12 protein-coding genes are annotated in these 13297 nt (G+C 68.0%); 6 read left to right on the forward strand and 6 right to left on the reverse strand.

Translation table 11 applies throughout. The features are described 5' to 3' along the window. Positions 1 to 30: 30 nt before the first annotated feature. The 6 genes from hpxZ to ACYQR9_RS19290 all read right to left on the reverse strand — a co-directional run bounded on the left by hpxZ (position 31) and on the right by ACYQR9_RS19290 (position 5308). The gene (hpxZ, locus tag ACYQR9_RS19265) at positions 31 to 411 is read right to left on the reverse strand and encodes an oxalurate catabolism protein HpxZ (protein ID WP_461227736.1); all 381 of its coding nucleotides are present in this window, start codon (positions 409 to 411) and stop codon (positions 31 to 33) included. A gap of 8 nt (positions 412 to 419) precedes the next feature. After that, on the reverse strand, positions 420 to 1829 hold the full coding sequence (locus ACYQR9_RS19270) for an AtzE family amidohydrolase (RefSeq protein ID WP_461227737.1): 1410 nt from the start codon (positions 1827 to 1829) through the stop codon (positions 420 to 422). Between the two features lie 13 nt (positions 1830 to 1842). Then, positions 1843 to 2049, reverse strand: coding sequence for a DUF4089 domain-containing protein (locus ACYQR9_RS19275; protein WP_207411817.1), 207 nt, complete (start codon positions 2047 to 2049; stop codon positions 1843 to 1845). Between the two features lie 19 nt (positions 2050 to 2068). Further along, entirely contained in the window at positions 2069 to 3676 is a 1608-nt protein-coding gene (locus ACYQR9_RS19280; protein WP_461227738.1) for a regulator, read from the reverse strand. 47 nt (positions 3677 to 3723) lie between these two features. Beyond that, entirely contained in the window at positions 3724 to 4398 is a 675-nt protein-coding gene (locus ACYQR9_RS19285; protein ID WP_461223051.1) for a cysteine hydrolase family protein, read from the reverse strand. Positions 4399 to 4564: 166 nt separating this feature from the next. After that, on the reverse strand, positions 4565 to 5308 hold the full coding sequence (locus ACYQR9_RS19290; RefSeq protein ID WP_461227739.1) for a GntR family transcriptional regulator: 744 nt from the start codon (positions 5306 to 5308) through the stop codon (positions 4565 to 4567). 495 nt (positions 5309 to 5803) lie between these two features. Between ACYQR9_RS19290 and ACYQR9_RS19295 the strand changes: the two genes are divergently transcribed. The 6 genes from ACYQR9_RS19295 (at position 5804) to ACYQR9_RS19320 (ending at position 13268) form a co-directional block, all read left to right on the forward strand. Continuing rightward, positions 5804 to 6799, forward strand: a complete 996-nt coding sequence (locus ACYQR9_RS19295; protein WP_246747887.1) for a hypothetical protein — start codon at positions 5804 to 5806, stop codon at positions 6797 to 6799. Positions 6800 to 6950: 151 nt separating this feature from the next. Next, positions 6951 to 8312: an 8-oxoguanine deaminase gene (locus tag ACYQR9_RS19300; RefSeq protein ID WP_461227740.1), complete on the forward strand. Its 1362-nt coding sequence runs from the start codon at positions 6951 to 6953 to the stop codon at positions 8310 to 8312. Between the two features lie 115 nt (positions 8313 to 8427). Continuing rightward, entirely contained in the window at positions 8428 to 10053 is a 1626-nt protein-coding gene (locus ACYQR9_RS19305; protein ID WP_461227741.1) for an ABC transporter ATP-binding protein, read from the forward strand. Next, positions 10043 to 11119 (forward strand): ABC transporter permease, encoded by a 1077-nt coding sequence (locus ACYQR9_RS19310; RefSeq protein ID WP_461227742.1) that lies wholly within the window; start codon positions 10043 to 10045, stop codon positions 11117 to 11119. Before ACYQR9_RS19305 ends, ACYQR9_RS19310 begins: the two co-directional genes overlap by 11 nt. Before the next feature lie 115 nt (positions 11120 to 11234). Continuing rightward, positions 11235 to 12161, forward strand: a complete 927-nt coding sequence (locus ACYQR9_RS19315) for an ABC transporter permease (protein WP_056425047.1) — start codon at positions 11235 to 11237, stop codon at positions 12159 to 12161. 36 nt (positions 12162 to 12197) lie between these two features. Continuing rightward, positions 12198 to 13268, forward strand: coding sequence for a BMP family ABC transporter substrate-binding protein (locus ACYQR9_RS19320; protein ID WP_311273914.1), 1071 nt, complete (start codon positions 12198 to 12200; stop codon positions 13266 to 13268). The last annotated feature ends 29 nt before the right edge of the window (positions 13269 to 13297 follow it).

Here is a 13297-nt window from a genome sequence, read left to right on the forward strand (position 1 = left end):
GCGAGAGGAGCAGGCCAGGGCTCTCCGCGCCTATCCGTCGATGACGCTCACATGCGCGGCGACGACCTTCCAGCCATCGGGAAAACGGATCCAGGTCTGGCTTTGCCGACCCACCTTGCCGGGTGAGCCGTCGCGGCGGAACAGGGTCATCGCCACGGCCGTATCCCGCCCATAGGCCGTGATCACCGTATCGGACAGGGTCCGTTCCAGCCCGGCCGGTGAGCGCGCGCGACGGAAGGCACGGATCGCGTCCATGCCGTAGAGGTTCTCGCCCCCGCCATAGCGGATGGTGCGGGGATCGTCGTGGAACAGGGCTTCCAGCGTCGCCACGTCGTTGCCGGTCAGCGCTTTTTCATAAGCCGCGAAGGCGGCCTCGACCTCGGCGATTACGTCGGCTGCGTCGATTTCCATCGGCTCGCTCACAGGGTCGCATGCGGCGCGGAGACGACGCCGTTCCTCTCCAGGTGGCGCGCGACCCGGAGCGCCAGATCCTCGCGCCACGGAGCGGCGATGATCTGGACACCGAGGGGCAGGCCGTCATCGACCCGTACCGGCACCGCCACCACGGGCAGGCCGATGAACGAGATCGGCTGCGTGAAGACGCCGATATTCGCCCGCACCGGCAGCGTCACCCCGTCGAGCTCGAAGGTGACCTGGCCCGATTTCGGAGCCCGGCACGGGGTCGAGGGTGCCAGGATGATGTCGACCTCGCGGAACAGGTCGAGCATTGCCGCCCGGTACCAGCGGCGGAAGCGCTGCGCGCGCTCGACGAAGGGGGCCGGAATCATCGCTCCCGCGATGAGCCGGTCACGCACGGCCGGGTCGAAATCGGCGGCGCGGGTCCGCAGCCGGTCGAGATGGAGGGCCGCACCCTCGGCGGCGGTGATGAGGTAGGCGGCGGCCCGCGCCCGTGCGGCTTCGGGGATCTCCACCCGGCGCTTGGCGCCCAGGGATGCGGCGAGGGTTTCCACCGCCACGAAGGCCTCGTGATCACCGCCACGCGCAAAGTATCCGCCCGCCACGGCGATGCGCAGATCGCCGATGCCGTCATCGAGGCCCAGCATGGCGGGATCGGGGGCATGGGTGGTCGCCACCGGATCGTCCGGATCGGCCCCCTGCATGGCATCGTAGGACAAAGCGAGGTCGGTGACGCTGCGCGCCATGGGGCCGAGATGATCGAGGCTGCCGACGAAGGGGAAGCTTCCCGCCCGCGTCAGCCGGCCATAGGTGGGCTTCAGCCCGAAGCAGCCGCAGAAGGCGGCGGGGACGCGGATCGAGCCGTTGGTGTCCGAGCCGAGGGCCAGCGGGACGAGGCCCGCGCCGATGGCGCCGCCCGAACCCCCGGACGAGCCGCCGGACATGTGGCCGAGATCGTGCGGGTTGCGGGTGGCGCCGTCATGGACGTTCTCCCCGGTGAAATCATAGGCATACTCGCCCATGTTGAGGCCGCCTACGAGGATGGCCCCGGCGGCTTCGAGCCGTCGCACCAGGGCGCCGTCACGCTCGGCGGGGGCGAGATCGCGGTTGATCTTCGAGCCGGCCCGCGTCGGCAGGCCCGCGATGTCGATGAGGTTCTTCACCGCGAAGGGGACGCCCGCCAGCGGCCCCAGCGCCTCACCACGGTTCCGCGCCGTATCGATGGCATCGGCCCTGGCCAGCGCGCGCTCGGGCAGCACGTCGGTGAAGGCATTCACCGATGTGTCCACCCGGGCGATGCGCGCGAGCACGGCCTCGACCGTTTCGCGGGCGCCGATCACCCCGTCCCTCACGGACTCGGCGATCTTCGCCGCGTGCATCGTGCTCGGATCGTTCATCGTGTCGTTCGTCATTGCGTTCTGCTGCTCACGCTACGAAGACCGGAGCCGGCTCCGCCTCGTCGGGCAGGGGAAAGGCCGCGACGAGGCCGGCAGTGGCCTGAAGCACGGTGAGATTCGCTCCGATTGCCGCGACCCAGGCGGGGTCGAGGGGAATGCCCAGGAGCGAGGAGGCGGCGTCGATATAGGTGTCGAGCCCCCCCGGTGCGGGTTCGGTCTTCGGCATCTCGACCATGATCGTCTCCCTGTCTCTTCTATTCCGCTGGCAGTGCCGACGAGACCGGCATGAGCCGCTCCCCGGCGGTGGCGCGGGACGCTGCGTAGAGGAGCCCCGCCACCATGAGATAGGCAAGGGCCAGGCCGGGCTTCACCGCGATTCCGACCGCGGGGCCATGCATGAAGCCGAAAAAGGTCATCACCGCCCCGGCGCCCGAGAAAGCCGCCGCCTTGGCGAAATCGCGCTCGATGATGAACACCGCGATGGCGCCGAGGATCAGCCCACCCAGGATCGCGCCCTCGCCGAGCACTTCGAGCCCGCCATAGAGCACGCCCACCTGTCCGAGCTTGTCGAGCCCCACCGCCGCCGCGCTGGTGCCCGCCGCGCCCAGCGCGCCGTCCACGAGGGTCTTGGCCCAGGCGGCGAGATGCGGCGCGAAGGCGAGCACGATCGCGGGCGCATGGGAATGCGGCGTCTCCTGGAAGGCCTGCGCCCCGATGAGCATGCCGATGTAGAGGAGGATCGGCGCGATCGCGACCACGGGCACGAGGCTGGAGAGCAGCGACACGAGATTGAGCCAGCACAGGGCCAGGATCACCAGACCCGTCGCCACCGAATAGCCGATGCGCCCGCCCATCGCCTTCCAGCCGGGATGGCCGATATAGACCGCGTTGATGAAGGGGTTGCCCATCATGCAGCCGATCAGGCTGACGGCGCCGTCGGCCGTGAGGACGCGGGTGGTCGGATAGGCATCCCCGGCGACCTCGGCACTCTCGACATTGTCCATGGCCTCCACGAGATCGTAGATGCCGAACGGGATCGCGGTCACCAGGATCACGCCGAGGAACTCGAACCCACCGAAGACGTGGCCGAAGGCCGGCAGGGGAATCGAGAAACCGATTCCCTGGATGGCGGCGAGGAAACCGGGACCGCTGACCCCGCCCATGTCGAGGCCGAACGGCTTGGCACCCCAGGCCACCACCATCCCGAACAGGATGGCGACGAGGCCGGCGGGGATCCGGCCGGGATAGCGCAGGCCGCCGAACCAGGCGAGGAGGATGATGGCGAAGGCGACGACACCGATGACGGGTGTCGTGATCATCTCCAGGGCCGGACGCATGGCGATGAAGGTGACCGAGACGCCGGCCAGCGTGCCGAGGAGCGCGGCGCGCGGCGTGACACGCCGGATGACGGGGGCGACGAAACCGCCGATCATCAGGATGAAGCTCTGGATGAAGACCCAGGCGAGGCCGGCCTCCCAGCCTTTCACCGGATCTCCGGTGGCGAGCTTGATCGGCAGCATGATGACGAAGACGACGATGAACATGTGCGGGACGCTGATGCCGGATGGCAGGGCACAGACGTCGCTCCGGCCCGTCGCCTTCGCCAGGCGATAGGCCAGCCAGCCGTAATAGGCGGTGGAGAGGCACAGCATCAGCCCGATGGCCGGCAGGATGCGCCCGAAGGTGATGGCATCGGGCATGCCGAGGACGAAGCGCAGCAGGCCGGTGAGGACCAGGAGGTTCACCAGGATGTTGGTGCCGAAGCCGAAGAAGGCGTTCCAATCCCCCGGCACCCAGAGGCTGGGACGGAAGACGCCGCCGATCCCGCTTGTCGTTCCGCCCGAAGCCGATCCCGCTGCCATGGTCCACCCCCCCCCGTCCCGCCGCCATCAGCCCGTCCCGCCGATCGTCATCCGGGCGTGGCGAGGGCCGTCAGGACGGCCTCCGACGACGAGACCCAGCCGAAGATGCCGCCCTGCGCCTTGATCATCTCCAGGCCGATGCGGTGGAATTCCGGGAAGTAGGAGGCGCAGCAATCCGCGAGCGCGACGCAGCGATAGCCCCGGTCGTTGCCTTCACGGATCGTCGTATGCACACAGACTTCCGTGGTGACGCCGCAGACGAGCAAGGTGGCGATGCCACGCTCGGCCAGAACCGCTCCCAGTTCGGTCGCGTAGAATGCCCCCTTGCCGGGCTTGTCGATCACGATCTCGCCCGCCGACGGCGCGAGATCCGGCACGATGTCGTGTCCGGGCTCGCCGCGGATGAGGATGCGTCCCATCGGGCCGGGGGCGCCGATCCGCGCCGTCGGCTCACCCCGTTCGAGCTTGGCCGGCGGTGCGTCCGACAGGTCGGGCAGGTGACCTTCCCGTGTATGCACGACCAGCATCCCGGTGCGGCGTGCCGCGGCGAGGACGGACCGGCAGGGCGCGACGGCGGCCAGCAGGAGCGAGACGTCGTTGCCCAGGGTTTCGCCGAACCCACCGGGCTCCAGGAAGTCCCGCTGCATGTCGATGATGACGAGCGCGGTGGTGGCGGGATCGAAGGCGAGATCGGCGGGCTCCGCGCTGAGCGTGACACTCATGACCTGCACACCCGATCGTCCGATGCCGCGTTTTCGAATCCCGGCGTCGGTGCCGATTCGGTCGCGATTTCGTTCCGATCATGTATGCACGGTAGCTCCGGCACACGCCCAAATGATGCGCGATCCTGCGTCGTTGCGCGCCAAGTTGTGGAATCCTTGCGCTAGCTCAGCGGTTCGAGCGCTCCGGCCTGCCGATCCCCGCTTCCGGTTCGACGGCGGAGCGGCGGTCGTCATCGCGTTCGTGAGCGGCTTCGCGCTCCCGCGCCGGCTCGGCATCCACGCTCTCGAAGACGTCCTCGACGATGCTCATATGGATCAGCATCGCGGCATTGGCCGCCGCCGCGTCGCGCCCCAGCACCGCGCGAACGACGGCGCCATGCTCCGCATGCGATCGATGGAGCCGGCCGGGGGCCTTGAACTGCGCCTTGCGGTAAGGTGTCAGCCTTCTGCGAAGCGAGACCGCGATCTCCTCGACGACGCTGTTATGGGCGCCGGCATAGAGGAGGCCGTGAAACTCCTGGTTGGCGGCCATGTAGCCCGCCCTGTCATCCGCATCCGCCAGCCGGGCCATGCCGTGATGAAGGGTCTGCAGCTGGCTGCGTTCCTTCGGCGCCATGCTCAGTGTCGCGAGCCGCGCGCAGGTGGCTTCGATCTCGCCCATGGCGATGAACAGCATGTCGAGTTCGTCGAGCGCCATCCTGCGCACCATGGCGCCCGCGCGCGGACGCAGGTCGATCAGTCCCGTCCCGCTCAAGAGGCGCAGGGCGTCGCGGACGGGAGTTCGCGACACGCCGAAGCGCTTGGCGAGGACCTGCTCGTCGAGATGAAGGCCCGGTGGGAAAACGCCGGCCAGGATGTCGTTCGCGATCTGGTCCGCCAGGTGTTCGGCGCGGGTCTGTGATGCAGGCACCGGTCTCTCGATGAAGTGGGGGACGAAGACGACCCGAAGGGACGCGGTCGTACCCTAGCGCAGTTTCTCGTGCCGTGAATGCATGGTGTTGCGAGAAGCAGACTTATCGAGACCGGCTTGGTGCTGCAACATTCCCGAGGACGACCACTATAGCCGTCGATTCGGGAGACCATGCCTTCCGGGTCGCGCTTGAAAGTACCGGAATTTTTTATATCGTTTTTAACGATGCCAGTTGGGTCGGGCCTCATGATCGTCAATGACTTGCCGGCGAAGAGGAATTGTTAAACTATCAAGTTCGAATCGATATATGTGCATTGACTGCCGGTCGGACGGTGGCCCCCTGTATTTGTTATCGACTCGTACCCTCGGCGCTTCTGTTGCATATTTGCACATATCGGGTCGCCAATTCGCACATCCTCTCCGGCTCGCGTGTCCTGGCATATGGGTTGCAGCCTTCGATCCCCATGAGCGCGATGCTCGGAAGAGGGATTGAACATGTCGGGCATCCCGAAAGCGCTGATGGCGGCCGTGGTCTCGTTGCTGGTGACGGGGCCCGTTTTCGCCGCCGACCTCGTGAAGGCTCCCGCACCCGCACCGCTCCCCGATGCGCCCGGATCGTTCTTCCTCTTCTCGGATACGCAGTTCAGCTACCGTTATCAGTTTCCGTCGTCCGAGCCCGGCGTGCAGGTTCAGAATTCCGACGGCTCGTTCAGCACGCGCGGTATCCCGAAGCACATCTACAATATCTCGCATGCCAATGCCTGGGCCTACGGCACCAACTTCTTCACGCTGGACATCCTGAAATCCGCCTCGCAGGACCCCGGCGGCACCACCAACGCGCCGGGAGGCTTCGCGCAATACGATTATGGCGCCACGGAAGCCTACGGCCTCTATCGCGGTACGCTCAGCCTCAATGCGCTCACCGGCACGAAGGCCTTCGCGGTGCCGGGCATCATCAAGGACATCTCCCTGTCCTATGGTTTCGACGCCAATGCCAAGAACACGGCCTTCGGCCCGCGCAAGCGCGACGTGGTCGGCGGGCTGAACTTCGCCTTCGACGTACCGGCCGGGTTCATCAACGCGTCCGTCCATGCCTACAAGGAGTGGAACCGGAACGGCTTCAATACCTACCCCAACCGCGACGTCAGCTTCGACACGGTCCCCGAAATCGAAATCGTCTACAGCCTGCCCCTGAGCTTCACCGGCCTGCCGCTCAGCATCGCGGGCTTCAACAACATCGTGCTGCCCAAGGGGCGCGGCGTCACCGACGTGACCGCGTTCGCCTTCAACGCGAAGACCGGTCTCGAATTCCTCTCCCGCACCAATCTCGTCCTCGACCTCGGCAAGCTCGTCTACGACACTCCCAACAAAGTCGATGTCTTCATCGGCTTTCAGTACTGGCTGAACAAGTTCGGCGCTCAGGAAACGGCGACCTTCAAGGGCACGGAAGAGAAAAGTTTCCTCGCCGGCGTCTCGTTTCACGTCTTCTGAAGCAAGGTTTTCCTAGGAACGCGCCGGTCGGAACGGTTCGCGTCCGGCGGGGAGCGCTTCTGGAAGGACGCGTCCGTCCACCTTACACCAAGGCGTGACGAGGCCGGGGCAACGCTCCGTCCATCCTCCGGCGAAGGGACTGACGGGCACGATGGCAGAAGCGGGCACACCGAGGCGGATCTGGATCCGCAATCCGCTGGCGATCCTCGCGGAGGATGCGGGCGGGGGCATCGTCGTCGAGGGAACGCGGATCGTCGAGCGGATCGCGGCGGGAGCGCAGCCTTCGCGAGCCGTGGACGAGACCTTCGACGCGAGCCGCCACGTCGTCATTCCCGGGCTCGTGAACACGCATCACCATTTCTTCCAGACGCTGACGCGCGCCCATCCCGTCGCGCTGAACAAGCCGTTGTTCCCGTGGCTGCAGGCCCTCTACACGGTGTGGGACAAGATCACCCCCGACGCGTTCCGCCTCGCGACCCGGCTCGCCTATACCGAGCTCCTGCTCTCGGGCTGCACCACGGCGGGCGACCACCACTACCTCTTTCCCAAGGGCCTCGAATCCGCCGTCGACATCCAGGTCGAGGAAGCGGGCCTGATCGGCATCCGCGCCTTCGTCACCCGTGGCTCCATGAGCCTGTCGGTGCGCGACGGCGGTCTGCCGCCCGAATGCCTGACGCAGGACGACGATACGATCCTGGCCGATAGCGAGCGGGTGCTGCGTCTGTTCCACGATCCGAAGCCGGGGGCGATGGTGCAGATCGGTCTGGCGCCCTGCTCGCCCTTCAGCGTGACGAAGCGCGTGATGCGCGAGAGCGCGGCGCTGGCCGAGCGCTACGATTGCCGCCTGCACACCCATCTCGGCGAGACCCTGGACGAGAACACATACTGTCTCGACGTCTTCGGCCAACGCCCGGTGGATTACATCGAGGAGATTGGCTGGATGCAGAGCCGGACCTGGCTCGCCCACGGCATCCATTTCGACGACGAGGAGGTGGTCCGGCTCGGCAGGGCGGGTGTCGGCGTGTGCCATTGCCCGACGTCGAACATGACGCTCGCCTCCGGCCAGTGCCGGACCTGCGAGCTGGAGGCCGCCGGCTCACCGGTGGGGCTCGGCGTCGACGGGTCGGCCTCGAACGACAATTCCAACCTGATGGAAGGCGTTCGCCACGCCCTGATGCTCAACCGCCTGACCTACGGCGCTCAGCGCGTCACCCATCTCGACGCCCTGCGCTGGGCGACGGAGGGCTCGGCCGCCTGCCTCGGCCGAAGGGATATCGGCCGGATCGAGGAGGGCCGCGAGGCCGATCTCGCCCTGTTCACCCTCGACGAACTCCGCTTTTCCGGCGCCCACGACCCGCTGGCGGCGCTGGTCCTGTGCGGCGCCCACAGGGCCGACCGGGTGATGGTGGCGGGGAGCTGGCGGGTGGTGGACGGGCAGCCGTTGGGCATCGAGACCGGGCAGCTGCGCGAGGCCCATACCCGCCTCGCCCATGCGCTGCGGAGCGGATCGTGACGGCGGCCGCGGGCAGGAAGGCGGGCGGGTTGCGTGCTCGCCCGATCCTGCGCTGCCCCCCGCAATGGCGGCGTGGTCCGATGGGCTCGCTATGGAATCGGGGAACCCAGCCCTCATGACGGATGCGACCCCGAGCCCGGCTCCCGCTACCCCGGCTCCCGCTACCCCGGCTCTTGCCGGCCAGATTGGCGCGACGCCGCTGTTCGGTGCCTACGGCATCGTCAAGCGCTTCGGCGACTTCACGGCCAATGACGGCGTCGATCTCGAAATCCGCGCCGGGGAGATCCATGCCCTGCTCGGCGAGAACGGGGCCGGCAAGTCGACGCTCATGAAGATCCTCTACGGGCTTCTGGAACCCACCGAAGGGGTCGTGACTCATCGCGGCGACATCGTGAAGCTCGCCAACCCCGAAGCCGCGCGGGCGCTCGGCATCGGCATGGTGTTCCAGCATTTCTCCCTCTGCGAGAACCTGACCGTGGCGGAGAACATCGCCCTGGTGATGCCGCCCGACATGAGCCCGAAGGCGCTCAGGGAAAAGATGTCCACGGTGGGCGCCACCTACGGCCTGCATCTCGATCCGCATCGCCCGGTCTGGTCGCTCTCGGCCGGCGAGCGCCAGCGTATCGAGATCATCCGCTGCCTGCTGCAGGACCCGCGCCTCGTCATCCTCGACGAACCGACATCGGTGCTGACGCCGGGTGAGGCGGAAGGCCTGTTCACGGTGCTGGAGCGACTGCGCGACGAGGGCCGGGCGCTGCTCTACATCTCGCACCGCCTCGACGAGGTGCGACGGCTCTGCTCCCGCGCCACCATCCTGCGTGGCGGCAAGGTCGTGGGCGCCTGCGACCCGCGCCAGGAGAGCGCCCGGTCGCTGGCGGCGATGATGGTGGGCGTCCAGGTCGGCGAGGTGAAGCCGCCCTCCGGCATGCCCCTTGGGGCGCCCCGGCTCGTCCTCTCCAAACTCTCGCTGGCGACGTCGGGCCTGCACGGCACGGCGCTGAGCGACATCTCGCTGACGGTCTCGGGCGGGGAGATCGTCGGCATCGCGGGCATTGCCGGCAACGGACAGGCCGAGTTGTTCGATGCGCTGTCCGGCGAGGCTTCGGCACCCGAGGCCGGCATGGTGACGTTCGACGGCGTTCCGGCCGGGCGCCTCGGCATCACCGAGCGGCGCCGCCACGGGGCCTGCTTCGTGCCGGAGGAGCGCAACGGCCACGCGGCCGCCCCGACCCTGAGCCTGTCCGACAACGCCCTCCTCTCGCGCCACGCCACCGCCGGCCTCAGCCGCTTCGGCTTCCTGCGTAACGCCGCGGCCAAGGCTTTGGCGCAACGCGTGATCGCCGCCTTCGACGTGCGCAAGGCCGGGCCGGACCCCGCCGCCGGCACGCTCTCCGGCGGCAACCTGCAGAAATTCCTGATGGGGCGGGAGATCATGGCCGAGCCGGGCATCCTCGTCGTCAACCAGCCGACCTGGGGCGTCGATGCGCTCGCCGCCGCGCATATCCGGCAGGCCCTGCTCGATCTCGCCGGGCGCGGGGCCGCCCTGCTGGTCATCAGCCAGGATCTCGACGAACTGTTCGAGATCGCGGGCCGCATCGCGGTCCTGCATGACGGAACGCTGTCGCGGGCGGTGCCCGCGAGCGAGACGAGCCGCGAGGCGGTGGGGCTGCTGATGGGCGGCGGAGGCATCGAACCGACGCCGCCGTCAGCGGCGAAGGAGGGGGTGGCCCATGCGCATTGACCTGTCGCCGCGCACCAACCGCTCCCCCCTCATGGACGGCCTCGCGCCGATTCTGGCCTTCGTCGTCGCCGTCGCCATCGGCGGCATCGTGGTCGCTGCCATGGGCCGCTCGCCGGCCGCGGCCTTCGTCACCTATTTCGTCGCGCCGTTGAGCGAGCTGTGGTCCCTGCAGGAGGTGGCGCTGAAGGCCGCGCCCCTCGCCCTCATCGCCATCGGCCTCGCCTTCTGCTTCCGCGCCAATGTCTGGAATATCGGCGCCGAGGGCCAGTTCGTCGTCGGCGGCCTGTTCGGCGGCTGGATCGCGGTGGCGACCCACGGGGCGGAGGGGAACACCCTCTGGGTCCTGCCGCTGATGCTCGCCGTGGGCACGTTGGCCGGCATCGCCTATGCGCTGATCCCGGCTTTGCTCAAGGTCTGGCTCGGCGTCTCCGAGATCCTCACCAGCCTGATGCTGGTCTATGTCGCCGAATTGCTGCTGGACTACATGGCGCGTGGACCCTTGCGCGATCCGGCGGGCTACAACTTTCCCCAGAGCGTCACCTTCGACGACGCGGCCCGCCTCCCCTACCTGATGGAGGGGGACACGCTCCATGCCGGCGTCCTCATCGCCCTGGCGGCGGTGATCGTCGCCGCCATCGTGCTGGCGCGGACCTTGTTCGGCTTCGAGGTCCGGGTGGTGGGGGCGAGCCCGCGCGCCGCCCGTTTCGCCGGGTTCAGCGATGTCCGCCTGACGCTCGCGGTCTTCGCGGTCTCGGGCGGGGCGGCGGGGCTCGCCGGGATCGCCGAGGTGGCGGGCAAGATCGGCCAGCTTCAGCCGTCGATCTCGCCGGGCTACGGTTTCACCGCCATCATCGTCGCCTTCCTCGGCCGGCTCTCCCCGGCGGGAATCCTGGTGGCGGCCCTGGTGATCGCGCTCACGACCATCGGCGGCGAGGGCGCGCAGATCGACCTCAAGCTGCCCCTCGACCTCACCCGCGCCTTCCAGGGATTGCTGCTCGCCCTCGTGCTCGGGGCGGACGCCCTGTCGCGCTACCGCGTCCGTTTCGTGCCGGGGACGGCGACGTGACGGGCGTGACACCCCTGTCGCCCCGGCTCGCGCGCATGATCCGTCCGCGCGCTCCTCGGCGAGAGACGACCCGCAAGGCGACTGGACGGACGGCGCGTCGAAGGGAGCTCGCACCATGACTCTCGACGTCCTGCAGATGGTGCTCGTCACCATCGTCGCCGCCGCGACACCGCTGATGATCGCGGCGCTCGGCGAACTCGTGGTCGAGCGGTCCGGCGTGCTCAATCTCGGCGTCGAGGGCATGATGGTGCTCGGCGCCGCCACGGGCTTCGCGGTGGCCGTGGAGACGGGCTCGACATTGGCCGGAGCGGTGGCGGGGGCGGGCGCCGGCCTCGCTCTGTCGGCCCTGTTCGGAATCCTCACCGTGGTGCTCGCCGCCAACCAGATCGCGTCCGGGCTCGCCATGACGATCCTCGGCCTCGGCCTCTCGGGACTGGTCGGCGCCTCCTATGTCGGCATGAAGCGGGAATCGGCGCCGCATCTCGCGATTCCCGGCCTCACCGACCTTCCCGGCATCGGCCGGCTGTTCTTCGGACAGGATGCGTTCGTCTATGCCGGCTTCGCTCTCGTGGCCGGAATCGCATGGTTCCTGTGGCGGACCAGGGCCGGTCTCGCGCTCCGCGCCATCGGCGACGACCACACCTCCACCCACGCGCTCGGCCTCAAGGTGCGCAAGGTCCGGTTCCTCGCGGTGCTGTTCGGCGGTGCCTGCGCCGGTCTCGCCGGCGCCTATCTCTCCCTCGCCTACACGCCGTTCTGGGCCCCCGCCATGACTGCCGGCCGCGGCTGGATCGCCCTCGCCCTCGTCGTCTTCGCCTCCTGGCGCCCGCTACGGGTGATGGCCGGCGCGATGCTGTTCGGCGGCGCCACGGTGCTGCAGCTTCACGCGCAGGCAGCGGGTCTCGGGCTGCCCGGCCAGGCCCTCTCGGCCCTGCCCTATCTCGCCACCATCCTGGCCCTCGTCTTGCTCTCCCTGGGGCGACGACAGGGCGGCTCGGTGGCCCCGGCCTCGCTCGGCCGCGTGTTCACGCCGTTCCGCTGAACGGCGCTTTTCGAAGAGGACGACGGTGATATGGGGATGATCAAGGGGGTCGCCGTCGCTGTGGCGCTCGCGCTGGGGCTCGGTGCGGCCCAGGCGCAGGAGAAGCCGGCGGGCAAGCTGAAGGTCGGCTTCATCTATGTCGGGCCGGTGGCCGATTTCGGCTACTCGTTTCAGCACGACCAGAGCCGCAAGGCGTTGCTGGCGGCGATGCCGGACAAGGTCGAGACGAGCTTCCTCGAGAACGTGCCCGAAGCGGACAGCGAACGCTCCATCGAAAGCCTGGCGCGCTCGGGCCATCAGCTGATCTTCACCACCTCCTTCGGCTTCATGGAGCCCACCCTGAAGGTGGCCAAGAAATTCCCGAAGGTGAAGTTCGAGCACGCTACCGGCTACAAGCGCTCGGCCAACGTCTCGACCTATTCGGCGCGGTTCTACGAGGGCCGCTACATCTGCGGCGAGATCGCCGGCAGGCTCTCCAAGACCGGCACGGTGGGCTACATCGCCTCGTTCCCGATCCCGGAGGTCGTGAGCGGCATCAATGCCTTCATGCTCGGCGCGCAATCGGTGAACCCCAACATCAAGCTCAAGATCGTCTGGGTGAACACCTGGTTCGATCCGGGCAAGGAGGCCGAGGCGGCCAAGGCCTTGCTGGCGCAGGGCGCCGACATCCTGTCCCAGCACACCGATTCCGCCGCTCCGCTGCAGGAGGCGGAGAAGCAGGGCAAGTTCGCCTTCGGCCAGTCCTCAGACCAGATGCGCTTCGCCCCGAAGGCTCAGCTCACCTCCATCGTCGACGATTGGGATGGCTACGTGATCGGCGAGGCCAAGGCCGTTCTCGACGGCACCTGGAAGAGCCACGACACCTGGGGCGGGATCAAGGAGGGCATGGTGGTGCTGGCGCCCTTCGCCAACATGCCCGACGACGTGAAGGCCAAGGCCGAGGCCTCCAAGAAGGCGATCGCCGACGGTACGCTCCATCCCTTCAAGGGGCCGGTCCTGAAACAGGATGGCAGCGTCGCCGTGAAGGAGGGCGAGACCGCGCCCGACCCGATGATCCTCGGCATGAACTGGTATGTGAAGGGCATCGACGACAAGCTGCCGAACTGACCACGCCGTTCGCGTCATCCTGATTCACA

This window comes from Methylobacterium sp. CM6241 (assembly GCF_054817845.1).

Bases quoted from the DNA above. Each gene is read 5' to 3' on its own strand.
- hpxZ (WP_461227736.1), bottom strand. From the start codon at position 411: ATGGAAATCGACGCAGCCGACGTAATCGCCGAGGTCGAGGCCGCCTTC.
- ACYQR9_RS19270 (WP_461227737.1), bottom strand. From the start codon at position 1,829: ATGACGAACGACACGATGAACGATCCGAGCACGATGCACGCGGCGAAG.
- ACYQR9_RS19275 (WP_207411817.1), bottom strand. From the start codon at position 2,049: ATGGTCGAGATGCCGAAGACCGAACCCGCACCGGGGGGGCTCGACACC.
- ACYQR9_RS19280 (WP_461227738.1), bottom strand. From the start codon at position 3,676: ATGGCAGCGGGATCGGCTTCGGGCGGAACGACAAGCGGGATCGGCGGC.
- ACYQR9_RS19285 (WP_461223051.1), bottom strand. From the start codon at position 4,398: ATGAGTGTCACGCTCAGCGCGGAGCCCGCCGATCTCGCCTTCGATCCC.
- ACYQR9_RS19295 (WP_246747887.1), top strand. From the start codon at position 5,804: ATGTCGGGCATCCCGAAAGCGCTGATGGCGGCCGTGGTCTCGTTGCTG.
- ACYQR9_RS19300 (WP_461227740.1), top strand. From the start codon at position 6,951: ATGGCAGAAGCGGGCACACCGAGGCGGATCTGGATCCGCAATCCGCTG.
- ACYQR9_RS19305 (WP_461227741.1), top strand. From the start codon at position 8,428: ATGACGGATGCGACCCCGAGCCCGGCTCCCGCTACCCCGGCTCCCGCT.
- ACYQR9_RS19310 (WP_461227742.1), top strand. From the start codon at position 10,043: ATGCGCATTGACCTGTCGCCGCGCACCAACCGCTCCCCCCTCATGGAC.
- ACYQR9_RS19315 (WP_056425047.1), top strand. From the start codon at position 11,235: ATGACTCTCGACGTCCTGCAGATGGTGCTCGTCACCATCGTCGCCGCC.
- ACYQR9_RS19320 (WP_311273914.1), top strand. From the start codon at position 12,198: ATGATCAAGGGGGTCGCCGTCGCTGTGGCGCTCGCGCTGGGGCTCGGT.